At 65.3% G+C, this 24015-nt stretch carries 32 protein-coding genes; 1 reads left to right on the top strand and 31 read right to left on the bottom strand.

What is annotated here, in order from left to right; genetic code table 11:
• Nucleotides 1–250: 250 nt before the first annotated feature.
• Genes ACQR1L_RS15155 through ACQR1L_RS15145 form a run of 3 tightly spaced genes read right to left on the bottom strand, consistent with a single transcriptional unit; the run spans nt 251 to nt 3413 of the window.
• Nucleotides 251–1585, bottom strand: a complete 1335-nt coding sequence (locus tag ACQR1L_RS15155) for a replication-associated recombination protein A (protein ID WP_434858717.1) — start codon at nt 1583–1585, stop codon at nt 251–253.
• Nucleotides 1582–2976: a DegQ family serine endoprotease gene (locus tag ACQR1L_RS15150; RefSeq protein WP_434858716.1), complete on the bottom strand. Its 1395-nt coding sequence runs from the start codon at nt 2974–2976 to the stop codon at nt 1582–1584. The genes ACQR1L_RS15155 and ACQR1L_RS15150 overlap by 4 nt, the downstream gene beginning before the upstream one ends.
• A gap of 59 nt (nt 2977–3035) precedes the next feature.
• Nucleotides 3036–3413 (bottom strand): winged helix-turn-helix transcriptional regulator, encoded by a 378-nt coding sequence (locus ACQR1L_RS15145; RefSeq protein WP_434858715.1) that lies wholly within the window; start codon nt 3411–3413, stop codon nt 3036–3038.
• Between the two features lie 117 nt (nt 3414–3530).
• Between ACQR1L_RS15145 and ACQR1L_RS15140 the strand changes: the two genes are divergently transcribed.
• Complete coding sequence (locus ACQR1L_RS15140) at nt 3531–4547, top strand: zinc-binding alcohol dehydrogenase family protein (protein ID WP_434858714.1); 1017 nt, start codon at nt 3531–3533, stop codon at nt 4545–4547.
• A 165-nt stretch (nt 4548–4712) separates the two neighbouring features.
• Here the strand turns inward: ACQR1L_RS15140 and ACQR1L_RS15135 are convergent, their stop codons facing one another.
• From ACQR1L_RS15135 to rpsC, 28 genes are all read right to left on the bottom strand, one after another.
• Nucleotides 4713–6251, bottom strand: a complete 1539-nt coding sequence (locus ACQR1L_RS15135) for an amidohydrolase family protein (protein ID WP_434858713.1) — start codon at nt 6249–6251, stop codon at nt 4713–4715.
• Nucleotides 6252–6266: 15 nt separating this feature from the next.
• Nucleotides 6267–7055, bottom strand: coding sequence for an ABC transporter ATP-binding protein (locus tag ACQR1L_RS15130; protein WP_434858712.1), 789 nt, complete (start codon nt 7053–7055; stop codon nt 6267–6269).
• Nucleotides 7055–7939, bottom strand: coding sequence for an ABC transporter permease (locus ACQR1L_RS15125; RefSeq protein ID WP_434858711.1), 885 nt, complete (start codon nt 7937–7939; stop codon nt 7055–7057). The genes ACQR1L_RS15130 and ACQR1L_RS15125 overlap by 1 nt, the downstream gene beginning before the upstream one ends.
• A 249-nt stretch (nt 7940–8188) precedes the next feature.
• The gene (locus tag ACQR1L_RS15120) at nt 8189–9244 is read right to left on the bottom strand and encodes an ABC transporter substrate-binding protein (protein ID WP_434858710.1); all 1056 of its coding nucleotides are present in this window, start codon (nt 9242–9244) and stop codon (nt 8189–8191) included.
• Between the two features lie 273 nt (nt 9245–9517).
• Nucleotides 9518–10837, bottom strand: a complete 1320-nt coding sequence (locus ACQR1L_RS15115; RefSeq protein ID WP_434858709.1) for a chloride channel protein — start codon at nt 10835–10837, stop codon at nt 9518–9520.
• A 21-nt stretch (nt 10838–10858) separates the two neighbouring features.
• Nucleotides 10859–11155 carry a DUF1330 domain-containing protein gene (locus ACQR1L_RS15110; protein ID WP_434858708.1) on the bottom strand — a complete coding sequence of 99 codons (297 nt, stop codon included), beginning with the start codon at nt 11153–11155 and terminating at the stop codon, nt 10859–10861.
• A gap of 20 nt (nt 11156–11175) precedes the next feature.
• On the bottom strand, nt 11176–11970 hold the full coding sequence (locus tag ACQR1L_RS15105; RefSeq protein WP_434858707.1) for an SDR family NAD(P)-dependent oxidoreductase: 795 nt from the start codon (nt 11968–11970) through the stop codon (nt 11176–11178).
• Nucleotides 11971–12170: 200 nt separating this feature from the next.
• Nucleotides 12171–12617, bottom strand: a complete 447-nt coding sequence (locus ACQR1L_RS15100; RefSeq protein WP_434858706.1) for a hypothetical protein — start codon at nt 12615–12617, stop codon at nt 12171–12173.
• A gap of 119 nt (nt 12618–12736) precedes the next feature.
• The gene (rplQ, locus tag ACQR1L_RS15095) at nt 12737–13150 is read right to left on the bottom strand and encodes a 50S ribosomal protein L17 (protein ID WP_006611863.1); all 414 of its coding nucleotides are present in this window, start codon (nt 13148–13150) and stop codon (nt 12737–12739) included.
• A gap of 133 nt (nt 13151–13283) precedes the next feature.
• Nucleotides 13284–14315, bottom strand: coding sequence for a DNA-directed RNA polymerase subunit alpha (locus ACQR1L_RS15090; RefSeq protein WP_009029162.1), 1032 nt, complete (start codon nt 14313–14315; stop codon nt 13284–13286).
• A 115-nt stretch (nt 14316–14430) separates the two neighbouring features.
• The gene (gene rpsK, locus ACQR1L_RS15085; RefSeq protein ID WP_006611861.1) at nt 14431–14820 is read right to left on the bottom strand and encodes a 30S ribosomal protein S11; all 390 of its coding nucleotides are present in this window, start codon (nt 14818–14820) and stop codon (nt 14431–14433) included.
• A gap of 129 nt (nt 14821–14949) precedes the next feature.
• Nucleotides 14950–15318: a 30S ribosomal protein S13 gene (rpsM, locus tag ACQR1L_RS15080; protein WP_008963796.1), complete on the bottom strand. Its 369-nt coding sequence runs from the start codon at nt 15316–15318 to the stop codon at nt 14950–14952.
• Nucleotides 15319–15512: 194 nt separating this feature from the next.
• Nucleotides 15513–16421: an adenylate kinase gene (locus tag ACQR1L_RS15075; RefSeq protein WP_434858705.1), complete on the bottom strand. Its 909-nt coding sequence runs from the start codon at nt 16419–16421 to the stop codon at nt 15513–15515.
• Between the two features lie 87 nt (nt 16422–16508).
• Nucleotides 16509–17846 (bottom strand): preprotein translocase subunit SecY, encoded by a 1338-nt coding sequence (gene secY, locus ACQR1L_RS15070; RefSeq protein ID WP_434858704.1) that lies wholly within the window; start codon nt 17844–17846, stop codon nt 16509–16511.
• A gap of 157 nt (nt 17847–18003) precedes the next feature.
• On the bottom strand, nt 18004–18489 hold the full coding sequence (gene rplO, locus ACQR1L_RS15065; RefSeq protein WP_015667606.1) for a 50S ribosomal protein L15: 486 nt from the start codon (nt 18487–18489) through the stop codon (nt 18004–18006).
• 11 nt (nt 18490–18500) lie between these two features.
• Nucleotides 18501–18692, bottom strand: coding sequence for a 50S ribosomal protein L30 (gene rpmD, locus ACQR1L_RS15060; RefSeq protein WP_434858703.1), 192 nt, complete (start codon nt 18690–18692; stop codon nt 18501–18503).
• Between the two features lie 45 nt (nt 18693–18737).
• Nucleotides 18738–19310 carry a 30S ribosomal protein S5 gene (rpsE, locus tag ACQR1L_RS15055; RefSeq protein ID WP_006611855.1) on the bottom strand — a complete coding sequence of 191 codons (573 nt, stop codon included), beginning with the start codon at nt 19308–19310 and terminating at the stop codon, nt 18738–18740.
• A 48-nt stretch (nt 19311–19358) separates the two neighbouring features.
• The gene (rplR, locus tag ACQR1L_RS15050) at nt 19359–19721 is read right to left on the bottom strand and encodes a 50S ribosomal protein L18 (protein WP_008963474.1); all 363 of its coding nucleotides are present in this window, start codon (nt 19719–19721) and stop codon (nt 19359–19361) included.
• An 11-nt stretch (nt 19722–19732) separates the two neighbouring features.
• Entirely contained in the window at nt 19733–20266 is a 534-nt protein-coding gene (gene rplF, locus ACQR1L_RS15045; protein ID WP_434858702.1) for a 50S ribosomal protein L6, read from the bottom strand.
• A gap of 13 nt (nt 20267–20279) precedes the next feature.
• Nucleotides 20280–20678, bottom strand: coding sequence for a 30S ribosomal protein S8 (rpsH, locus tag ACQR1L_RS15040; RefSeq protein ID WP_012045037.1), 399 nt, complete (start codon nt 20676–20678; stop codon nt 20280–20282).
• A 12-nt stretch (nt 20679–20690) separates the two neighbouring features.
• A complete protein-coding gene (gene rpsN, locus ACQR1L_RS15035; protein WP_006611851.1) occupies nt 20691–20996 on the bottom strand; it encodes a 30S ribosomal protein S14 in 306 nt (101 codons plus the stop codon).
• A 46-nt stretch (nt 20997–21042) separates the two neighbouring features.
• Nucleotides 21043–21600, bottom strand: a complete 558-nt coding sequence (gene rplE, locus ACQR1L_RS15030) for a 50S ribosomal protein L5 (protein WP_006611850.1) — start codon at nt 21598–21600, stop codon at nt 21043–21045.
• On the bottom strand, nt 21593–21907 hold the full coding sequence (gene rplX, locus ACQR1L_RS15025; RefSeq protein WP_006611849.1) for a 50S ribosomal protein L24: 315 nt from the start codon (nt 21905–21907) through the stop codon (nt 21593–21595). Before rplX ends, rplE begins: the two co-directional genes overlap by 8 nt.
• Entirely contained in the window at nt 21907–22275 is a 369-nt protein-coding gene (gene rplN / locus ACQR1L_RS15020; protein WP_006611848.1) for a 50S ribosomal protein L14, read from the bottom strand. Before rplN ends, rplX begins: the two co-directional genes overlap by 1 nt.
• Nucleotides 22276–22375: 100 nt before the next feature.
• Nucleotides 22376–22624 carry a 30S ribosomal protein S17 gene (rpsQ, locus tag ACQR1L_RS15015; protein WP_008963469.1) on the bottom strand — a complete coding sequence of 83 codons (249 nt, stop codon included), beginning with the start codon at nt 22622–22624 and terminating at the stop codon, nt 22376–22378.
• A 10-nt stretch (nt 22625–22634) separates the two neighbouring features.
• The gene (rpmC, locus tag ACQR1L_RS15010) at nt 22635–22841 is read right to left on the bottom strand and encodes a 50S ribosomal protein L29 (protein WP_006611846.1); all 207 of its coding nucleotides are present in this window, start codon (nt 22839–22841) and stop codon (nt 22635–22637) included.
• A gap of 5 nt (nt 22842–22846) precedes the next feature.
• Complete coding sequence (gene rplP, locus ACQR1L_RS15005; protein ID WP_006611845.1) at nt 22847–23260, bottom strand: 50S ribosomal protein L16; 414 nt, start codon at nt 23258–23260, stop codon at nt 22847–22849.
• A 40-nt stretch (nt 23261–23300) separates the two neighbouring features.
• Entirely contained in the window at nt 23301–24011 is a 711-nt protein-coding gene (gene rpsC / locus ACQR1L_RS15000) for a 30S ribosomal protein S3 (protein WP_434858701.1), read from the bottom strand.
• Nucleotides 24012–24015 lie beyond the last annotated feature (4 nt).

Here is a 24015-nt window from a genome sequence, read left to right as displayed (position 1 = left end):
CGTGAAGCCTTCGACTCGCGACTGCCTGTGGTTATGGATTCCGGGCTCAGTCACGCGCCCCTCCGGGGCACGCGACTGCCCCGGAATGACAGCTAGGGAAATTCGTTCGCTCTCTCCACTGTCATTGCGAGCGCAGCGAAGCAATCCAGGATGGTGGGCGGGACTCTGGATTGCTTCGCTGCGCTCGCAATGACGCGGTGAAGGCATTGCACCGCATCAACGGCACAGCCCGCAGCGACGCGTGTATCCCCTACCCGCCCCGCTCCTTCCTGAGCTTGGCCCAGTAATCCAGCCGCTTGCGGATCTCGCGTTCGAAGCCGCGTTCGGGGGGATCGTAGAACTGCTGGCGGCCGAGCGCTTCCGGGAAGTAATCCTGCCCGGAAAACGCATCCGGCGCGTCGTGGTCGTACTGATAGCCCGAGCCGTAGCCTTCGCTCTGCATCAGCTTGGTCGGCGCATTGAGGATGTGCTTGGGCGGCAGCAGCGAGCCGCCCTGTTTCGCGACACGCTTGGCGGCACCGAAGGCCTTGTAGGCGGCGTTGGATTTCGGGGCGGTGGCGACGTAGATCACGGCTTGCGCGATCGCGAGCTCGCCCTCGGGCGAGCCGAGGAAGTCGTAGGCGTCCTTGGCGGCGTTGGCGATCACCAGCGCCTGGGGATCGGCCAGGCCGATGTCCTCCACCGCCATGCGGACGATGCGGCGGGCGAGAAACAGCGGATCCTCGCCGGCATCGAGCATGCGGGCGAAGTAGTACAGCGCGGCATCCGGATCGGAGCCGCGCACCGATTTGTGCATGGCGGAGATCAAATTGTAGTGGCCGTCGGCCGACTTGTCGTAGATCGGCGCGCGGCGCTGCAGGATCTCCTGCAACTGTACCGCATTGAAGATCTCGCCCTTGCGCGCGGAGCGCCAGACCTCCTCGGCGAGCGTCAGCGACGCCCTGCCATCGCCGTCGGCCATGCGGATCAGCACATGGCGCGCCTCCTCATCGAGCGGCAGCTTGCGGCCTTCGACCGCTTCGGCGTGGCTATAGAGCTTCTCGATCGCGGCGGCGTCGAGCGAATGAAACACCAGTACGCGCGAGCGCGACAGCAGAGCGGCGTTGAGCTCGAACGACGGGTTCTCGGTGGTCGCGCCGACCAGCACGACCGTGCCGTCCTCCATCACCGGCAGGAAGGAATCCTGCTGGGCCCGGTTGAAGCGATGCACCTCGTCGACGAACAGAAGCGTGCCCTGCCCGGTTTCGCGCCGCGCGCGGGCGGCGTCGAACACCTTCTTCAGATCTGCGACGCCGGAGAACACCGCCGAGATCTGCTCGAAGTGCAGCTCGGTGGCGTCGGCCAGCAGTCGCGCGACCGTGGTCTTGCCGGTGCCCGGAGGGCCCCAGAAGATCAAGGAGCCGAGCGTCCGCGTCTCCAGCATACGCGTCAGCGCGCCGTCGGGGCCAAGGATGTGATCCTGTCCGACGACATCCGACAGCTGGTGTGGCCGCAGCCGCTCCGGCAGCGGCCGCGGCGCGTCATGCTCCATCCCCGCGGCAGCGAAGAGGCTCGGCCCTCCCTGCTGGGGACGCTTCGGACTCATCCGCCGAGCGTGACGTTGATCTGCTGGCCGCCGCGCAGCACGGTGATCCGCCAGATCCGCGCGCCGTCACGCGAGGCCTTGTCGAGGTCGTTGGTCTTGGCGATCTTCTGGTTGTTGACGGCCATGATGACGTCGCCCTTCTGGAAGCCGACATTGGCTGCCGTGGTGCCGTCGCCGGGCTCGAGAATGACGACGCCCTCGGTATCCGCATCGAGGTGCAGCTCGTCGGCGACCGCCGGCGAGATGTTGGCGACCTTGGCGCCCTGGAACGGCGAGCGGCCGTTGATCACCATCTCGTTGCGCCCGGTGTCCGGCGCCGTCTCCAGCGCCACCGCGACCTTCACCGGCTTGCCGCCGCGCTGCACCTCGATCTGCGCGGTGCCGCCCAGGGGACGCGTGGCGAAGCGGTAGTCGAAGGCGTTGGGATCATCGACGGTCTGGCCGTCAATCGACACGATCAGGTCCGACGACTTGATGCCGGCCTTGGCCGCCGGGCCATTCGCCACCACCGAGGCGACCAGCGCGCCGGTCGGCGAGCGCAGGCCGAGGCTCTCGGCGATCTCCGGCGTCACTGCCTGCAGGCGCGCGCCGAGCCACGGCCGCTTCACCGCCTTGCCGCCGGCCTTGGCCGAGGCCACGACGACGCGCACCATGTTGGCCGGAATCGCGAAGCCGATGCCCTGCGAGCCGCCGGACTTCGAATAGATCGCGGTGTTGATGCCGACGAGGCGGCCGGTCATGTCAACCAGCGCGCCGCCGGAATTACCGGGATTGATCGCGGCGTCGGTCTGGATGAAGAACTGATAGTCGGTGATGCCGACCTGGGTGCGCGCCAGCGCCGAGACGATGCCGTGGGTCACGGTCTGGCCGACACCGAACGGATTGCCGATCGCCAGCACGACGTCGCCGACCAGCAGATCGTCGGAGTTGGACAGTTCGAGCGTCGGAAACTGCTCCTTGGTGCCCTTCAGCCTGAGCACGGCGAGGTCGGTGCGGCTGTCCTTCAGCACGATCTCGGCCTCGAACTCGCGCTTGTCGGCGAGCGACACTTTCACCTCGTCGGCGCCCTCGATCACATGCACGTTGGTGACAACCAGGCCGGACGCATCGATCATCACGCCCGAGCCGAGCGAGCGCTGCATCTGCTCCTGCGGGCCGCCCTGCAGGCCGAAGAAGCGGCGGAAGATCGGATCGTCGAGGAATGGATTGCGGTTCTGCACCACCTTGGCGGCATAGACGTTCACGACCGCGGGCTGCACGCGCTGCACGATCGGCGCATAGGACAGCCTGAGCTCGGCCTGGGATTGCGGCACGCGCCGGTCCTGCGCCGCGAGCGGAGACGCGGCCAGCAAGGAGAGCAGCAGGACCAGTGTGGAGCGAATCAACGTCATGCGAAAAATCCTGGACAATGAGGACTTCGATATAGGCGGAACGGCCGGTGCGGCCAAGCTCAGGCGGCCGGATGCGGCGTTTTGATGGTCTCCGCCACGGGGGCGCAGGACAGCCGTTCGTGGTGCCGCTCCCCCCAACTGCGCAAGACCTCGATCACCGGCCGCAGGCTCTCGCCGACCTCGGACAGCGTGTAATCCACCCGCGGCGGCACCTCGGCATAGACCTTGCGGATCACCAGCCCGTCCTCCTCCAGCGCGCGCAGCTGCTTGGTCAGCATGCGCTGGGTGATGCCCGGCATCAGCCGGCGCAGCTCGCCGAAGCGCTGGCTGCCGCCCTGCAGGTGGTAGAGAATCACCCCCTTCCACTTGCCGTCGATCAGATCGAGCGTGGCTTCGACCGCGCAGCCGGGACGTCGGGCGAAATTCTTCCGCTTCATCGCGTTCTGGCCCAATAGTATCCAAACGGGGACTAGTTCCCTGTTTTTACAGTACTTGCAGGAATGGCGCCAGCAGGACAATTTCGCCCCATCACCGGCCAGCCCAGGAGGTTGTTCATGCAGGCCATTGGTTACCAGCAGTCGCTGCCCATTTCCGAGGAGCGCGCGCTGTTCGATTTCGAGACCGCCAAGCCCGAGCCAAAAGGGCGCGACATCCGCGTCGCGGTGAAGGCCATCTCGGTCAATCCCGTCGATACCAAGGTGCGCAAGCGCGCCGCGCCGCCGGCCGGCGAGACCAAGATCCTCGGCTATGACGCCGCCGGCGTCGTCGAGGCGGTGGGCCCTGACGTGACGCTGTTCAAGGCCGGCGACGAGGTGTTCTACGCCGGCTCGATCCTGCGCCAGGGCACCAATGCCGAATTCCATCTCGTCGACGAGCGCATCGTCGGCCGCAAGCCCAAGAGCCTGTCGTTCGCGGAGGCCGCCGCCCTGCCCCTGACTTCGATCACCGCCTGGGAGCTGCTGTTCGACCGGCTCGGCGCCACTCCCGGCAAGAGCCTCGATGACCGCACCCTGCTGATCACCGGCGCCGCCGGTGGCGTCGGCTCGATCCTGATCCAGCTCGCGCGCCGCCTCACTGGCCTCACGGTGCTCGCGACCGCGACGCGTCCGGAATCGCGCGACTGGTGTCTGTCACTCGGCGCCCATGCGGTCGTCGATCACGGCAAGCCGATGAAGGAGCAGATCGAGGCACTCAAGCTGCCGCCGGTCGGCCTCGTGGCCAGCCTCACCCACAGCGACCAGCACTACAAGGCGATCGCCGAGTTCATGGCGCCACAGGGCAAGTTCGGCCTGATCGACGATCCCGCCGAGTTCTCGATCGCCCCGTTCAAGGGCAAGGCGATCTCGATCCATTGGGAGTCGATGTTCACCCGCTCCTCGTTCACGACGCCTGATATCATCGCCCAGCACAATCTGCTCAACGACGTCTCCGACCTGATCGACAAGAGCGTCATCCGCACCACCCTGGGCGACAACTACGGCACCATCAATGCCGCCAATCTCAAGCGCGCGCACGCGCTGATCGAGAGCAACAAGGCCCGCGGCAAGATCGTGCTGGAGGGGTGGAGCTAAGTCATAGCGCACGTAAGGTGGGCAAAGCAGCCGCCGTCAGGCGGCAGCGTGTCCACCGTCGTGGCGGCAGGGCTTTCGCACACGGTCAAGCGGAGCTGTCTCGGCGAACGATCCTGTCGATGATTTTCTCCGTCATGCCCAGGCCCGCCCTGGTCAACGGAGGGACTACGTCCGCGTCGACGTCTTGTAGAACGGCGTATGCTGAGTGCTGTCGAAATAGCCGTCGTAGAACTGCTTGACGTGCGGAAACACGGCAAGGCCAAGCTCGCGGCGGGCGATCTCCTCCTCGTTGCGCGGCTTGGCCAGGATGCCGGCGATTTCGGCCAGCACCTCGTCGCGGTTGATGCGGGTGAAGCGGCCGCCGGCATAGACGACCTCGCCACCGACATAGACGGCGGCGACATGTTGCGACTTGGCGCGCTGCACCAGCGCATCGAGCATCGGAATGTCCGGATCCTGGAACGGATAGGTCGCGGCGTTCCAGTCGACCAGCACGGCATCGAACAGCTTGCCCTCGGCGAGGCGGCCGATGCTGTCGCCGAAGGCGGTGGTCTTGGCGCCGCCCTCGGTCGCCATGCGCACGATCTGCGGCGCGGTCGGCACCTCGTCGTCCATGCCGGGCGTGCGGTGGACGCGCAGCGCCAGCTTCAATTCCTGCAGCATGTCGCGGTCCTCGTTGATGCCGGCTTCGTCGAGACCCATGCCGATGGTGATGCCCTTTTTCTCCCAGACATTGAGCGGCGCCAGCCCCGAGCGCAGCCGGAAGTTCGACGAGCAGTTGTGGCAGATGCAGGTGCCGGTGTGGGCGACGATGTCGATGTCCTCCTCCGTGAGCCAGACACCATGGCCGAGGGTCATGTGCGGGCCGAGCACGCCGAGATCGTGCAGATGGCGCACGGCCGTCTTGCCGGTGCGCCGCCGCGCATATTCCTTCTGATACGCGGTCTCCAATAGATGCATGTGCATTGGTACCTTTGCAGACCGCGACTTCTCGTGCAGGGCCACGAGACCGTCGTCGGTGCACCAATGCAGATTGGCCGGCGCGAGCTGGATGCGTGTCAGCGTTTCGCCGGCATTATCGGCAGTGAGCACGTCGAACAGCTTGATGTAGTCCTCGAACGGCACCTGCTGCGCCTTGAGATGCGCCGCCAGCCGCTCGTTCCACGGCGACGGCAGACGGGCGCAGAACGCCTCGTCGGCCTCGTAGACCAGCCGGTTCTGCTCGCGCACCGCGTAGCAATAGGAGGCGCGCATGCCGATCGCGCGATAGGCCTGCAACACCTTGGTGGCGGCGCCATGGATCGCATCGAAGCCGCCCGCCATCCAGCCATGAATGTGCTGCACCGTGGTGACGCCGGAGGCGATCATCTCGAACGCCGAATACAGCGTGTCGAGATAGAGATCGATACGGCGCGCCGGCAGCCGGCTCGCGAACCACAATTCCAGCGCATGATCGGGCGAGCCGAGCTGCAGCGGCGTCAGTCCGACATGGTGGTGGCTGTTGACGAAGCCCGGCAGCATCACGTGGTTCGGATGGCGCGTCACGGTCGCCTGCGGCGCGAGACGTTCGAGCTCCGCGATCGGCCCGACCGCAACGATCACGCCGTCACGGGCGAGCACCGCGCCGTCCTCGATCACGACGGGCGTGTGGCGATCCTGGATGCCGGACACGACCCACTTCGCGCCAACCAACACTTCAGCCATGTCTCGTTCTCCTTCTCACAGACCCGACTGCTCGGCGAAGGCCTTGTCGACCTCGGCCGCGAGCAGCTCGGTGAAATAGTCGCGATATTCGTGGTAGCGCGGCGAGCGTGTCGGCCGCGGCCGCGGCAGGTCGATCGGCACGATCTCCTTGACCCGGCCCGGCCGCGCCGTAAACACGATCACGCGGTCGGCGAGGCTGATCGCCTCGTCGATCGAATGCGTGACGAGCAGCACCGAGGCGCGGCTGTCCTGCCAGATCTGCAGCAGGAAATCCTGCAGCTTGGCGCGGGTCTGGACGTCGAGCGCGGCGAACGGCTCGTCCATCATCAGTACGCGCGGCTGCATCACCAAAGCGCGCGCGAACGCGGCGCGCTGGCGCATGCCGCCGGAGAGTTCGTCCGGCTTCTTGTCGAGCACGTCGCCGAGCCCGACGCGGCGCAGGATCTCGCGCGCCTTCTCTCGGCGTCGCTCCGGCAGTTCGGCGCGGATGGCAAGGCCGAAGGCGACGTTGTCGAGAATGGTCAGCCAGGGAAACAGCGAGGCTTCCTGAAAGATCAGGCCGCGTTCCGGCGACGGACCCGCGATGGCGATGCCGTCATCCTCGATGATGCCGTCGCTCACGGTCTCGAGCCCCGCGATCATGTACAGCAGCGAGGATTTTCCGCAGCCCGACGGGCCGAGCAGGACGACGAATTCGCCCGGCGCGACGTCGAATGACAGGTCGTCAATGGCGCGAAGCGGCGGCCGGCCCTCGATGGTCCAGGTCTTGCCGACATTGCGAATGGAGACCGCGGGCGTCACCATCACATTCCTCCCCGCTGCGGCGCCACCCACCACAGCATGCGTCGCTGGATCTGGCGCAGGCCCCAGTCGCTGAGGAAGCCGAGCGCGCCGATCACGGCCATGGTGAAGAACACCAGCTTGGCGTTGAAGGTCGCGCGCGCCATCGAGATGATCTGGCCGAGCCCGGTGCCGACGCCGACGGTCTCGGCGATCAGAACCACCATCCAGGCGCCGAACAGGTTGAGCCGCAGGGTCATGAACAGGCTCGGCAGGATCGACGGCAGGATCACGCGCCAGAACATCTGGGTCTGGGTGGCGCCCATGATGCGGGCGACGTGGATGTAGTTGATCGGCACGCTCTCGATCTGCGCGGAGGTCGACAGCACGATGGCGAAGAACACCGTGATGAAGACCAGGAAGATCGCCGGCACGTCGCCGATGCCGAACACGAAGATCGCGACCGGCAGCCAGGCGACCGGTGAGATCGGCGCCAGCAGCAGCACCGTCGGCATCAGGAGGTTGCGCAGCCAGCGCACGTAGTGCAGCGCGGCGCCGACGGCGACGCCGCTGACGAAGCCAAGCGCGAGACCGGTGAAGACGCGGAACGTCGTCCAGAACATCGTGATCGCCAGCGCGCCGGCGCCGCCGCCCGAGGCGACCGAGCCGACGCGGTTGGAGCGGTCGAAGAATTTCAGCGTCCCCGGAATGTCCTGCAGGAACAGATGCGGCGGCGGCAGCAGCAGCGGGTTCACCTTGTCGAAGTACCACAGGGCTTCCCAGATCGCGGCGAACAGGCCGATGGAGATGACGCCCCAGCCGACTGCTGCGAGCTGGCGCTGGGCCTTGCGCCAGTTGCGTGGCGGAGACGCGGGAGGTGACGGCGCGTCCTTAGCCGGCGCGCCCATGGCTAAGGTGTCAGTTGGCAAGCGCATGATCTCCGTCACCCCGCATGAACCCTCCAAACCCTCACCCTGAGGAGCGCGCCGCTTGGCGCGCGTCTCGAAGGGCGAGGCCCGAGCTGTGGCCTCATGGTTCTCAAGGCGATGCGAGAGCATCGCCTGAACGCGCCGCGCACGACGATTTCTGCAAAGTAGCCACTGATCGGCGCGGCGCTCCTCACCATGAGGGTCAAAAGCCGAGGGCGGCGCGATCGCTCACGCCGATTTCAGCTTCAGCCCCTCATAGAGCGCCTTGTTGTCGGCGATGACGGCCTCCAGCAGCGACCAGTCGAAGGCGCCCTGGTCGGGCAGCTTCTTGACGTAGCCGAGCTCCTTCATCGACACGCCGCGGTCGATGATGAACTGGGTCTGGCTGCGCTGGTCGACCACGATGGGCTGCTTCGAGGAGGCGTCGATCGCCGCCTCCATCGAGGTCTTGTAGTACTTGCCGACGGTGTCCTTCAGCGCGGCGGTCTTGTCGGCCTCGGCCTGGCTCTGCGCGACCATCAGGGCCTTGATCACCGCCTTCACGGCCGCCGGGTTCTTCTCGATCAGCGGCACGCGCGCCGCCAGCACGCAGTCGGAATAGCCCTTGCCGTAGAGATCGGTGCCGTCGGACAGCACGGTCGCGCCCTTGCGCTGCTGCACGCATTGCGTCGCATACGGCTCGATATGGCAGATGGCGTCGAGCGCACCGGCCATGAAGGCCTGCGCGAGCTCCGGCGAGGTGTCGAGATATTTGATGTCGACGTCCTTGAACGACAGCCCCGCCTTCTTGAGGTAGTCGTAGGGCAGCACTTCGAGCGTATCGGCCTGGAACGTGCCGAAGGTCTTGCCCTTGAGGTCGGCGGCGGACTTGATGCCCTCCTTGGCGACGATGATGCAGCCCTGCACGCCTCCTCCGGCGACGATCTTCACCGGCGCGCCGGCATCGTAGAGCGTCATGAAGTTGGAGTATGGGATCATCGAGATGTCGACGAGGCCGGCGCCGAACATCGTGGTGATCTCGGTGTTCGACGGCGTCACGACGAATTCGAGGTCGACGCCGTCGGCGACCGTCAGGTTGCGCTCCTTGGCGAGGAAGATGCCCATGTTGCAGAAGCCGGAGCCATGGGTCGCCTTGATGACGGTCCCGGCCATCGCCGGCGTCGGCGTCAGCAGCGCGGCGAGAGAGGCGGGAACGGCGACGGTGGCGGCTGTTGCGGCCACCGAGGACTTGAGGAAGTTGCGGCGAGAGAAGCTGCGGTGGAAAGTTCCGTCACGATCGCACATGCGAGTCTCCATCCATGACGACGGGATGGACCCCATGATGGCGACGAGCCGAAAGCTCCATCGACGGCGGACGACCAACATCGTCTCACCGACCCCACGGGATCCCCGACGATGGGCACGCCAACCCAAGAGAGCGATGCTCTGCGCTGGACAACGCTACGCAAGCCGTGTGCCAGCGGGCCAATATTGAACTAACAACGGAATTTTTCGGTGAGCGATGCGAGCGCGGGCGGGCGCGCTCAATCTCGCATCAGTCTGCCCACCGCCGGAGCATCAGGAGGCCGGAGACGCCGGCGCCCTCTTGGCCTCGGCTTGCGCGACGAAGCCCTTGGCGAGCGCGTGATACAGCCCCTCCTCGCAGATCAGTTTCGAGGTGCCGTAGGCGATCAGCGACGCCGTCATCAGCGGCACCACCATGGCGTGGTTGTCGGTCATCTCGGTGACGATGACAAAGGCGGTGATCGGCGCCTGCACCACGCCAGCGAAATAGGCGACCATGCCGAGCAGCATGATCGGCGCCAGCGGCGTCTGCTGGAACAGGCTCGCCACATTTGCGCCGATGCCGGCGCCGACCGCCAGCGACGGCGCGAAGATGCCGCCGGGAATGCCGCTGATCGCGGCGAAGGTGGTGGCGAGGAATTTCAGCGCGCCGAAATCATGCGGCAGCGGGGTGCCGGTCTCGAGCGCGGCCTTCACCTGGGCATAGCCGGTGCCGTAGACCGTGTCACCGGAGGCGAGCCCGCACAGCGCGACCGCGAAGCCGCAGACGAGTGCAAACGGCAGCGGGTGTGTCTTGATGGCTCGGCCGATCGTGCCGGGCAGCCCGCGCGCCATGGTGATCAGGATGCGGCTGAACAGGCCGCCGGCGGCTCCGCCGATCACACCGCAGATCGGGACCGCGAGCCAGTCGATGCCCTTGGCCAGTGCGATCGGCGTCGTGCCGAAATAGGCGTAATTGCCCATCAGCGCCAGCGAGGTGAGACCGGCGGCGATCACGGTGGCGATGACGAGGCTCGATGTGCGCGTCTCGAAGGCGCGGCTCATCTCCTCGATGCCGAACACGATGCCAGCGAGCGGCGTGTTGAAGGCGGCGGCGACGCCGGCCGCGGCGCCGGCCAGGATCAGTCCCGGCTGCCGGCGCGGCGACAGCCGGCCGAGCGCGAACATGATGGAGGCGCCGACCTGCACGGTCGGTCCCTCGCGGCCGACCGAGCCGCCGCACAGCAGTCCGAGCAAGGTCAGCAGCACCTTGCCGATCGCGATGCGGATCGACACCAGCGGGCTACGCGCGCTTGTGTCGGTGAGGTGCCGCGCGGCGATCGCCTGCGGGATGCCGCTGCCTTGCGCGTTCGGGAAGTAGCGCTGGGTCAGATAGACCGACAGCGCAAAGCCGGCCGGCGTGACGATCAACGAGGCGTAGCGCGATTGCGACAGCAGCCAGTTGAAGGCGAGTTGGGCCCAATCGGCGAGTTCGGCCAGCGCTACCGCGGCGGCACCGACCACGAGCCCGCCGGCCACGAACAACACCCGCCGCTGCCAGCGCGCCGAGGTCAGCTTCAGCCAGCGCTTGCGGCGGGGATTGATCGTCAACATCGAGAGGAGCCGGTCCGGGCTTTACGCAGGTGCAGCACCCTCGACGAAAATCAGGCGGCGGTCCAGCGCCTTCCCGCGCTCGTCAAGCGCTGCCGCATATTCGGCCGACGCATACCACTCGCGCAGCCGGGCCATCGACGGGAACTCGACGACGATCAGGGTCTTGGCCGGCGGCCCGCCTTCGACCGTTTCGGACTCCCCGCCGCGCACCAGATACCGGCCGCCATGTTGCGCGATCGAGCGCGCCGCGAGATCGCGGTAGCGCTCCATCGCTTGGGCATCACGGACCTCGACCTCGGAGATGACGTAAGCAGGCATCTGGCTTGCCCCTGTTGTCCCTACGCGATCGTATCGAGGATGCCGCCCTCGGCGCGCAGCGCGGCGCCATTGGTCGCCGAGGCCTGCTGCGAGGCGACGTAGACGACCATGTTGGCGATCTCGTCGACGCTGGCGAAGCGCTGCAGCAGCGACGCCGGTCGGTGCTGCTTGACGAACGAGGCCGCCGCATCCGCCTCCGACTGATTGTTCTGCCGCGCCAGATCCTTGACGAAGGTCTCGACGCCTTCGGACATCGTCGGGCCCGGCAGCACGGCGTTCACGGTGACGCCGGTGCCGCGCGTCAGCTTGGCCAGCCCGCGGGAGATCGAGAGCTGCGCGGTCTTGGTCATGCCGTAGTGGATCATCTCGGTCGGAATGTTCAGGGCTGATTCCGAGGAGATGAAGATGATGCGGCCCCAGTTGCGCGTCAGCATGCCCTGCATGTAGGCGCGCGCCATGCGCACGCCGGAGAGCACGTTGACCTCGAAGAAGCGGCTCCAGTCCTCGTCGGGAATCTCGAAGAAATCCTTCGGCTCGAAGATGCCGGCATTGTTGACGAGGATGTCGACCTCGGGGACCGCAGTGACGATGGCATTGCCGCCGTCGACCTGTGCGACGTCGCCGGCGACGCCGCGGACCTTGGCGGACGGCACAGCCTGCTTCAGTCGCGCGACGGCCTCATCGACACGCCCCTGGCTGCGGCCGTTGAGGATCACCTCCGCGCCGGACGCGGCGAGCCCTTTGGCGATGGCGAAGCCGATGCCGGCGGTGGAACCGGTGACGAGCGCGGTCTTACCCGAGAGGTCGATATGCATGGGCAGCTCTCCGTTGTGCTGGAGAAACGCATGTAGGTCGCCGATGCGTCGATCCCAACGCGCAGAATGCAAAGCTGATCCTTTTTGAGCGTAGCCCGGATGAGCGCAGCGACATCCGGGATCTCACGAGCAGCGGCGATGACCCGGATTTCGCTGCGCTCATCCGGGGTACAAAGCGAGGCGGCCCCCCCCCGCCCGCTTCAGCTCGTCACCCCCATCAGGATTGCAACCTCGCGCCGCCCTTTTAACAGCTCCCCAATCTGCACGGCGAAGCGGTCCAGCTCCGCATACTCCGTCAGGAAGCGGATCGAGGCGCTGTTCTGCACGTCGAAATCCGGTGTGTGCTGAACGAGGGTCGCGAGATCGGCATGGACCAGCAGGGTGCCCTTCATATCGTGCGGCTTGATGATGATCCGGACACGACATTCCGCGAGGCCGCCTTTGCCGTCGTAATACCCGCCCTCGATCATCGGCGCCGCCTCGGATGACAGCGGAAAAGAACGCAGCTTCTTCAGAAAGGCGTCCAGATCATTGCCGAACCACGCCTCTCCGCGCCCGGCAAACGCGCCGGCCCTCGCCACAGCGATGATCTTGCCCGTGCCGTCCTCATCCGGCTCGTAGGCGAGGCGCAGCTCTGCGGTGCTCATGCACGGCTCCGTTGATTTTGCGTAACCCGGATGTCGCTGCGCTCATCCGGGCTACGGGCCCATCAAAACGAAAACGGCGCCCGAAGGCGCCGTTTTGCAAATTAAGATCGGAGCACAGCTTACGCGGCTTCCGAGGTCTCCTGCACCGGGCCGGAATCCTGGCCCTTGGCGTCGACGTCGCGATCGACGAACTCGATCACGGCCATCGCGGCGTTGTCGCCGTAGCGGAAGCCGGCCTTGATGATGCGGGTGTAACCGCCGTTGCGGTCCTTGTAGCGGGGCGCCAGCACGTCGAACAGCTTCTTGACCTGGTCGACGTCGCGCATCTCGGCGATCGCCTGGCGGCGCAGGGCGAGGCCGCCCTTCTTGCCGAGGGTCACGAGCTTCTCGACGATCGGCCGCAGCTCCTTGGCCTTCGGCAGCGTGGTGACGATCTGCTCGTGCTTGATCAGCGCGGCGCACATGTTGGCGAACATCGCCTTGCGATGCTCGGCGGTGCGGTTGAGCTTCCGATGAACCTTGCCGTGACGCATTGTCTTAAGTCCTCAATTTCAATCTGCCGCGACGGTTCGTCGGACATGTTGCTCAGGTGGGCTGCCTGCGTTCGCCCGGTGGTCATTGTCACCCCGGGGCGCCTCGAAGAGGCGATCCCGGAATGACGAAGGCTCAGTAGTGATCCTCGAAGCGCTTGGCCAGCTCGTCGATGTTCTCCGGCGGCCAGCCCGGCACTTCCATGCCGAGATGCAGCCCCATCTGGGCCAGCACTTCCTTGATCTCGTTCAGCGACTTGCGGCCGAAGTTCGGGGTGCGCAACATCTCCGCTTCCGACTTCTGCACGAGGTCGCCGATGTAGACGATGTTGTCGTTCTTCAGGCAGTTCGCCGAACGCACCGACAGCTCGAGCTCGTCCACCTTCTTCAGGAAGGCAGGGTTGAAGGCGAGGTCCGGGATGATCTCCTGGGCGACTTCCTTGCGCGGCTCTTCGAAGTTGACGAACACGTTGAGCTGGTCCTGCAGGATGCGGGCGGCATAGGCCACCGCGTCCTCCGGCGAGATCGCGCCGTTGGTCTCGATCGTCATGGTCAGCTTGTCGTAGTCGAGGATCTGGCCCTCGCGGGTGTTCTCGACCTTGTAGGAGACCTTGCGGACCGGCGAGAACAGGCTGTCGATTGGGATCAGTCCGATCGGCGCATCCTCGGGACGGTTGCGCTCAGCCGGGACGTAGCCCTTGCCGGTCGCGACCGTGAACTCCATGCGGATCTCGGCGCCATCGTCGAGGGTGCAGAGCTGCAGGTCGGGGTTGAGCACGACGATGTCGCCGACGGTCTGAATGTCACCGGCGGTGACCGCGCCCGGACCCTGCTTCTTCACGACCATCCGCTTCGGGCCTTCGCCCTGCATCTTGATCGAGATGTCCTTGATGTTCAGCACGATGTCGGTGACGTCCTCACGAACACCGGCAATCGAGGAGAACTCGTGCAGCACGCCGTCGATGTGCACCGACTGCACGGCGGCGCCCTGCAGCGACGACAGCAGGATGCGGCGAAGCGCATTGCCCAGCGTCTGGCCGAAGCCGCGCTCCAGCGGTTCGGCGACCACGGTGGCGAAACGGGTCGCGTCGGAGCCCGGCGTGACCTGGAGCTTGTTCGGCCGAATCAATTCTTGCCAATTCTTCTGGATCGTCACTGTTTCACCCATGGGCCAGTCCGTCTGGGGGACGACTGACTGGCGTTGGAGAACCGCGCATCGGATCGCGGCAATCGAAATGGTTCAAAAGCAAGAGAAGGCGGACATGCTGCCCGCCTCCTTCAGATCAGACGCGACGACGCTTGCGCGGACGGCAACCATTGTGCGGGATCGTCGTCACATCGCGGATCGAGGTGACGGTGAAACCCGCGGCCTGCAGCGCGCGCAGGGCCGACTCACGTCCGGAGCCCGGACCGGCCACCTCGACCTCGAGGGTGCGCATGCCGTGCTCCTGGGCCTTCTTGGACACGTCCTCCGCCGCGACCTGGGCGGCATACGGGGTCGACTTGCGCGATCCCTTGAACCCCATCGTGCCGGCGGACGACCAGGCAATGGTGTTGCCCTGCGCGTCGGTGATGGTGATCGTGGTGTTGTTGAACGACGAGTTCACATGGGCGACGCCGGAGGCGATGTTCTTGCGCTCACGACGGCGGACACGTGCGGCTTCCTTGGCCATATAAGTACCTTTCTTGAGATCTCAACGCCGCCGTAATGCCAGCGGCTACACCGAAATCGCGAATGGTGAACAGCGGGTAGCGAATAGGGATCTCCCCTACTCGCCACCCGCTGTCAGCAACTCGCGAAATTACTTCTTCTTGCCGGCGATCGCCTTGGCCGGACCCTTGCGCGTGCGCGCATTGGTGTGGGTACGCTGACCGCGCACCGGCAGGCCGCGGCGATGACGCAGGCCGCGATAGCAGCCGAGGTCCATCAGCCGCTTGATGTTGATGCCGGTCTCACGACGGAGGTCACCCTCGACGACGTAATCGCGGTCGATGATTTCACGGATCTGAAGAACTTCCTGGTCGCTCAGCTGGTTGACGCGGCGATCCTCGGCGATCTTCACCTTCTCGATGATCTCGCCCGCGATCTTCGGGCCGATACCATGGATGTACTGGAGCGCGATCAGGACGCGCTTGTTGGTCGGGATGTTGACACCGGCAATACGGGCCACGGACTTCTCTCCTGTCGCCGATCCCATGACGGGCCGGCCTTCATTCTCGCTATCTCGGGCAGGTGTCCGCAAACGCGAACAAGACGCCCACCCCTCGATTCGTGGGGCCCGGCATCTTCGAAAACCATCCGACTTGGATGCGGGCTTATTAATGGATTCACACGGCGGTCGTCAACCGCCCGTACAAGATTCGATCACCTCGCCGAACGCTTTTTTGCAGCCTTTGCAGAGGTTTTCCGGCTGCCCTTGGCCGACTTGGAAGCCGGCTTGGAGGCCTTGTTGGAGGCCTTGGCCGTCTTGCCGGCCTTCTTCGCCGCAGCTTTGGGAGCCTTCTTGGCGGCCTTTTTGCCGGTTTTGGCCGCCGTCTTCGCCGTCTTGCCAGCCTTTTTGGCTGGTGCGGCAGCCTTCACAGCCTTCTTGGCCACCTTTTTGGCGGCGGTCTTGTTGGCTCTGGCCGGCGCCTTGGCGCTGCGCTTGGCCGGGCTCGCCTTCTTGGCAGCCCGGCTGCCGCTGCTCTTGCCGACGGCGGCCAGGATCCGGCCGATTTCCTCGGTGACCTGCTCGATCGACATCATGCCGTCGACGGTCGCCAGCATCCGGTGGTCGGAATAATAGTGGATCAAGGGCTCGGTCTGCTCGCGATAGCTCGACAGCCGCTTGGTCAGGACCTCCGGCGTATCGTCCGCCCGGACAGCCTCGCCGCGCGCCTTCATTTCGGCCGCCCGGCGCTCGACGCGCTCCAGCAGCACGCCCTCGTTGACGCGCAGCTCGATGACCGCATCCAGCGTCATCTGCTTCTTCTTCAGGAGCTGGTCCAGCGCCTCGGCCTGCGGCACCGTGCGCGGGAAACCATCAAGGATGAAGCCGTTCTTGGCGTCGGGCTGCTCGATCCGGTCGGCAATGATGCCGACCACGACCTCGTCCGGCACCAGGCCGCCGGCGGCCATGATGTCCTTGGCCTTCAGCCCGATCGGCGTCTGTGCGGCCACGGCGGCGCGCAGCATGTCACCAGTCGAGAGCTGGACAATGCCGTACTGCTGGACCAGGCGCTGCGCCTGCGTCCCCTTGCCCGAACCGGGCGGTCCCAAAAGAATGAGTCTCATCGAATTCCGCCCCCCGGCACACGGTGGGCGACCCTCCCGCACACCTTGTTCTTGGCTTGTTGGTTCCCGGGCCGCGATCCGCCGCAACTAGCGGCGGCGCCCCCGCAACTTCGATTTCCTGATCAGGCCCTCATACTGATGGGCGAGCAGATAACCCTGAACCTGCGCCACGGTATCCATCGTAACGCTGACCACGATCAGAAGCGAAGTGCCACCAAAGTAGAACGGGACGGAAGCGTAGGAAATCAGAATTTCCGGGATTAGACACACGATCGCCAGATAGATGGCACCGATGACGGTGATCCGCGACAACACGTAATCGATGTATTCCGCAGTGCGCTCGCCCGGTCGAATGCCCGGGATGAAGCCGCCATGCTTCTTCAGGTTGTCCGCGGTCTCGGTCGGGTTGAACACGATCGCGGTGTAGAAGAAGGCGAAGAACAGGATCAGCGCCAGATACAGCACCAGGAACAGCGGCCGGCCATGGCCGAGCTGGGTGGTGATCCATTGGAACCACTCCCACCCAGAGCCCTTGCCGACGTTGAAATTGGCGAAGGTGGCCGGCAGCAGCAGCAGCGACGAGGCGAAGATCGGCGGGATGACGCCGGACGTGTTCAGCTTCAGCGGCAGATGCGAGGACTGGCCCTCGAACATCTTGTTGCCGACCTGGCGCTTCGGATACTGGATCAGGAGGCGGCGCTGGGCACGCTCCATGAACACGATGAAGGCGATCACGGCGACCGCCATCACGATGACGACCAGGATCAGGCCGGTCGACAGCGCGCCCTGGCGGCCGAGCTCGAGCATGTTGGCGAGCGCCGAGGGCAGCTCCGCCACGATGCCGGACAGGATGATCAGCGAGATGCCGTTGCCGATGCCGCGCGAGGTGATCTGCTCGCCCAGCCACATCAGGAACATGGTGCCGCCGGTCAGCGTGATCGCGGTCGACAGGCGGAAGAACAGGCCGGGATCGGCGACGACATTGCCGGCGCCCTCGAGGCCGACGGCGATGCCGTAGGACTGCACGGCGGCCAGGATCACCGTCAGATAGCGGGTGTACTGGTTCAGCATCTTGCGGCCCGCCTCGCCCTCCTTCTTGAGGGCTTCGAGCTGCGGTGACACCGTGGTCAGGAGCTGGATGATGATCGATGCCGAGATGTACGGCATGATGTTCAGCGCGAAGATCGCCATGCGGTGGATGCCGCCGCCGGCGAACATGTTGAACATGCCGAGGATGCCGCCGGACTGGCTACGGAACACCGAATCCCAGATGTTCGGGTCGATGCCTGGCAGCGGAATATAGGTGCCGAGGCGGTAGACCAGCAGCGCGCCGAGGGTGAACCAGATGCGCTTCTTCAGCTCATCGGCTTTTGCAAGCGCGCCGAAATTGAGGTTTGCCGCAAGTTGTTCCGCTGCTGAGGCCATATCTAGCTTTCTCCCGCCGCCCGTTCTTGACCGCATCAGCCCCGCGAGGGCTCGCGGGGCTTGGGCAGACGTCGGATATTATCTGGTACGCGAACGCGTTCTGTCCATTGCCCTGCCCTCTTCGGCGCAAGCCGGCCGCAGGGCAATGACGCAGAAGTTACGCCGCTTCGCCTTCATCCTTGGCGGGCGCCAGGATCTTGACGGTGCCGCCGGCCTTCTCGACCGCCGCGATCGCCGACTTCGAGGCGCCATACACCTCGATGTTGATCTTGGCCTTGAGCTCGCCGCGGCCAAGCAGACGCACGCCGTCCTTGGAGCGGCGCAGCGCGCCCGACTTCACCAGCGCCTCGGCGTTGATCACGCTGCCGGCGTCCAGCTTCTTGGCATCGATCGCCTGCTGGATCCGGTCGAGATTGATCTCGACGAAATCGAGCGCGAAGATGTTGTTGAAGCCGCGCTTCGGCAGACGTCGATGCATCGGCATCTGACCGCCTTCGAAGCCCTTGATGCGCACGCCGGAGCGCGCGGTCTGGCCCTTGCCGCCACGGCCGGACGTCTTGCCCTTGCCGGAGCCGATGCCGCGGCCGACGCGCATGCGCTTTTTGCGCGCGCCGGCGTTGTCGGCGATATCGCTGAGCTTCATCGCCCTTCTCCTTACTTCTCGTCGACGATGCGGACGAGATGATGAACCTTCGTGATCATGCCACGGACCGCCGGCGTATCCGCCAGCTCGGTCACGCGGCCGATCTTGTTGAGCTTCAACCCGATCAGCGTCTCGCGCTGCGAGTGATGCCGGCGGATCGGGCTGCCGATCTGCTCGATCTTGATCGTCTTGGCGTCAGCCATTGTCCTTAACTCCGAGATGCGCCTGCCAAAGGCGGCGCGCGTTCGTTAGTCGGCGGCTGCCTCGGCATCGCCACCGACGCGGCGGGCCTGCAGGGTCGACACCTTGATGTTGCGGCGGGCAGCGACCGAGCGCGGGCTGTCCTGATGCTTCAGCGCGTTGAAGGTCGCGCGCACCATGTTGTACGGGTTGGACGAGCCGATCGACTTCGCCACCACGTCCTGGATGCCCAGCGTCTCGAACACGGCGCGCATCGGGCCGCCGGCGATGATGCCGGTACCGGCCGGAGCGGCACGCAGATAGACGCGGCCGGCACCGTGACGACCGAAGATGTCGTGGTGCAGGGTCCGGCCCTCGCGCAGCGCGACGCGGGTCAAATTGCGCTTGGCGGAGTCGGTCGCCTTGCGGATCGCCTCCGGCACTTCGCGCGCCTTGCCGTGGCCGAAACCGACCCGGCCCTTCTGATCGCCGATCACGACGAGCGCCGCAAAGCCGAAGCGCTTACCGCCCTTCACGACCTTCGCGACTCGGTTGATGTGGACGAGCTTGTCGACGAACTCGCTGTCGCGCTCCTCACGCTCCTTGCGATCGCGACCGCCTCGTTCCCGTTCACCTGCCATGGTGCTATCCAATCTTCTGTGGGGCTCTCGCGCCCAAATCCGTTGATATTAGAAGCTCAGCCCGCTCTCGCGCGCCGCGTCGGCCAGCGCCTTGACGCGACCATGATAGAGATAGCCGCCGCGATCGAACACGACTTCCTTGATCCCGGCCTTCACCGCGCGCTCGGCGAGCAGCTTGCCCACCGCCTTGGCCGCGTCGATGTCGGCACCGGTGTTGCCGGCCGCGCGCATCTCCTTCTCCATCGACGACGCCGAGGCGAGCGTCTCGCCCTTCTGGTCGTCGATGACCTGAGCGTAGATGTGCTTCGACGAGCGGAACACCGACAGACGCGGACGGCCGCCGGCGGAGCGGCGCAGCGACAGCCTCACGCGCTGCTTGCGCCGGGCATTCGTAACCTTTGCTCTCGACATGTCCGGCTCCGTTACTTCTTCTTGCCTTCCTTGCGGAAGATGAATTCACCCGCGTACTTCACGCCCTTGCCCTTGTAGGGCTCCGGCGGCCGGTAGGCGCGGATTTCGGCGGCCACCTGGCCGACGCGCTGCGGGTCGATGCCGGTGATCGTGATCTCGGTCGGCTTCGGCACGGCGATCGTGATGCCTTCCGGGATCTGGTAGACGACGTCGTGGCTGTAGCCGAGCGCGAGCTGCAGGTTCTTGCCCTGCATCGCGGCGCGGTAGCCGACGCCGGTGATCTCGAGCTTCTTCTCGAAGCCCTTGGTGACGCCTTCGACCAGATTGGCGATCTGGGCGCGCGCGGTGCCGTACAGCGAACGGGCGCGCTTGGTCTCGGAGCGCGGAGCGACCCTGACCTGGCCGTTCTCGAACTTCACCTCGACGTCGTCATGGACGAGGAACTGAAGCTGGCCCTTCGGCCCCTTCATCTTGACGGTCTGTCCGTCGACGGTGGCGGTCACACCGGACGGCACCGTCACAGGCTTCTTGCCAATACGTGACATGGCTCAATCCTTCTTAGAACACCGTGAAGAGAACTTCACCGCCGACATTCGCGTCACGCGCGCTATGGTCGGCCATGATTCCCTTCGGCGTCGACAAAACAGAAATTCCGAGCCCGTTGTTCACGCGCGGCAGGTTCTTCACCGAGGTGTAGACGCGCCGGCCGGGCTTGGAGACGCGCTCGATCTCGCGGATCACGGGCTCGCCGTCGAAATACTTCAGCTCGATCTCGATCTCGCTGCGGCCGGACGGATGCTCCAGCGTGGCATAGCCACGGATGTAGCCCTCGGACTTCAGCACTTCGAGCACGCTGGCGCGCATCTTCGAGCCGGGGGTCGTGACCTTCGACTTCGAGCGCATCTGCGCGTTGCGGATGCGGGTGATCAGATCGCTGATGGGATCGTGCGTTGACATGTTCGACCCTCCTTACCAGCTCGACTTCACGAGGCCCGGAACCAGGCCCTTGGATCCGAGCTCGCGCAGCGCGATGCGGCTCAGCTTGTTCTTGCGGTAGTTCGACCGCGGGCGGCCCGTCAGCTCGCACCGGTTGCGGATGCGGGTCGTCGACGAGTTGCGCGGCATTTCCGCGAGCTTCAGGGTCGCGGCAAAGCGCTCCTCCATCGGCTTTTCCTTGTCGGCGATGATCGCCTTCAACCGGGCGCGCTTCGGAGCGGCGTTCTTCGCCATCTTCTTGCGCCGGTTGTTCTTCTCGACTGAACTCTTCTTTGCCATGCTTGGCTCCTGGGTATCCGCGTTTGAGAAGCTAGAAGTCAGCTGCTCACTGCCGGAACGGGAAATTGAATGCGGTCAGAAGGGCACGGGCCTCGTCGTCGGTCGTCGCGGTGGTGCACACCGTGATGTCCATGCCCCAGCTCTCCCCGGCCTTGTCGAAGTCGATCTCGGGGAAAATGATGTGCTCCTTGATGCCGAGCGAGTAGTTGCCGCGGCCGTCGAAGCTCTTCGGGTTCAGGCCGCGGAAGTCGCGGACGCGCGGCAGCGCGACGTTGATCAGGCGGTCGATGAACTCGTACATCTTGGCCTTGCGCAGCGTGACCTTGCAGCCGATCGGCTGGTTCTCACGCAGCTTGAAGGTCGCGATGGCGACGCGCGAATAGGTCACGACGGCCTTCTGACCGGCGATCAGCGACAGGTCGGCCGCAGCCGTCTCCGCCTTCTTGCGGTCGTTGACGGCCTCGCCGATGCCCATGTTCAGCACGACCTTGTCGAGCCGCGGCACCTGCATGACGTTGGCGTAGCCGAACTTCTCGGTCAGCGCGCTCTTGATCTTGCGGTCGTATTCCGTGCGGAGGCGCGGGGTGTAAGCGGTCTCAGCCATCGATCTCAACTCCCGAGCTCTTGGCAACGCGGACCTTCTTGCCGTCCGCCTGAATCTTGAATCCGATGCGCGTCGGCTTGCCGTCCTTGCCGACGTAGGCGACGTTCGACAGGTTGATGGGGGCTTCCTTGGTGATGATGCCGCCCTCCTGGTTCTGCGTCTGCTTCTGGTGACGCTTCACCAGGTTGATGCCGCGCACCAGCGCCGTGCCGGCGTCGGGACGCACCTCGAACACCTCGCCGGTGCGACCCTTGTCGCGGCCGGTCAGGACGATCACCTTGTCGCCCTTGCGGATCTTGGCAGCCATCACAGCACCTCCGGCGCGAGCGAAATGATCTTCATGTGGTTCTTGGCGCGCAGCTCGCGCGGCACCGGCCCGAAGATACGGGTGCCGACCGGCTCGGACTGGTTGTTGATCAGGACGGCCGCGTTGCGGTCGAAGCGGATCACCGAGCCGTCGGCGCGGCGGATGTCCTTGCGGACGCGCACCACGACGGCCTTCATGACGTCGCCCTTCTTCACCTTGCCACGCGGAATGGCTTCCTTGATCGACACCACGATGATGTCGCCGACGGTGGCATAGCGGCGCTTCGAGCCACCCAGCACCTTGATACACATAACACGGCGTGCGCCGGAATTATCGGCCACGTCGAGGTTGGTCTGCATCTGAATCATTGATGCACCTCGTCCTCTTCATATGCTGCGCAGGAAAGCTGCGCCTTTTCTGATCCCGAAAGCGAAACCGGCCCCTTCAATCAGGGCCGCGTCTCACGACTCAGGCGGTTTTCTTATGCTCGCCGCGGACCACCGTCCAGCGCTTGAGCTTCGAGATCGGCTTGCTCTCCTCGATCCAGACCATGTCGCCCGGCTTGAACTCGTTGTTCTCGTCGTGGGCGTGGTAGTTCTTCGAGCGGCGGATCGTCTTCTTGTAGATCGGGTGGGTGAAGCGCCGGTCGACGCGCACGACCACCGTCTTGGCCTGCTTGTCGCTGACGACAACGCCCTGGAGGGTCCGTTTCGGCATGTCGAGCCTCTTACTTCGTCTTGGCGCGCTGCTGCGCGGCGATGGTCTTGATACGGGCGATGTCGCGGCGCGCCTCACGCAGGCGGGCGGTGTTCTCGAGCTGCCCGGTGGCGCGCTGAAAACGCAGGTTGAAGCGCTCCTTCTTCAGATTGACGATCGCATCGTCCATCTGGTCGGGGCTCATCGCGCGAATGTCGGCAATCTTCATCTCGGCCATGACCATTACTCCGCAATGCGTTCGACGAAGCGCGTCTTGATCGGCAGCTTGGCAGCGGCCAACGTCAGCGCCTCGCGCGCGATCTGGTTGCTGACGCCGTCGATCTCGAACATCACCCGGCCCGGCTTGACGCGGGCCACCCACAATTCCGGCGAACCCTTGCCGGAGCCCATGCGGACTTCGGCCGGCTTCTTCGACACCGGCAGATCGGGGAACACCCGGATCCAGACGCGGCCGGCACGCTTCATGTGACGAGTCAGCGCACGACGGGCGGCCTCGATCTGGCGCGCGGTGACGCGATCCGGCTCCATCGCCTTCAGCCCGAACTGGCCGAAGGCCAGCGTCGCGCCCGAGGACGCAACGCCGTGGATACGGCCCTTATGCGCCTTTCGGAACTTGGTCTTCTTTGGTTGCATCATGGCTTTGAGCCCTCAAACCTGTCTTGTCGCGGCTGATCGATCAGGCCGCGTCGCGGCGCGAACGCGGCGACGGGCTTTCGCCACCGCTCTCGTTCATCCGCTTGTCCTGTGCCATCGGATCGTGCTCGAGGATCTCGCCCTTGAAGATCCAGACCTTCACGCCGCAGGTGCCGAAGGTCGTGAACGCGGTGGCCACACCGTAGTCGATGTCGGCGCGCAGCGTGTGCAGCGGCACCCGGCCCTCACGATACCACTCCATGCGGGCGATTTCCGCGCCACCCAGACGACCCGAGCAGTTGATGCGGATGCCCTCGGCGCCGAGACGCATCGCCGACTGAACGGCGCGCTTCATGGCGCGGCGGAACGCGACGCGGCGCTCGAGCTGCTGCGCGATCGACTCGGCGACCAGCGTGGCATCGAGCTCCGGCTTGCGGATCTCGACGATGTTGATCACGACGTCCGACGAGGTGATGTCGGCGACGCGCTTGCGCAGCTTGTCGATGTCGGCGCCCTTCTTGCCGATCACGACGCCCGGACGGGCCGAGTGGATCGTGACGCGGCACTTCTTGTGCGGACGCTCGATCACGATGCGGGCGACGGCCGCCTGCTTGAGCTCCTTGTGCAGGATCTCGCGGATCTTGACGTCTTCATGCAGCAGCTTGCCGTACTCGGCCTTGCCGGCGAACCAGCGCGAATCCCAGGTCCGGTTGATGCCGAGACGCAGACCGATCGGATTGATCTTTTGACCCATCGTA

Origin of the sequence: Bradyrhizobium sp. HKCCYLR20261 (assembly GCF_051168435.1) — a bacterium.
Taxonomy (GTDB): domain Bacteria; phylum Pseudomonadota; class Alphaproteobacteria; order Rhizobiales; family Xanthobacteraceae; genus Bradyrhizobium.
Note: the sequence above shows the minus strand (reverse complement) of the source record. Positions and strands in the feature narration are given on the sequence as shown.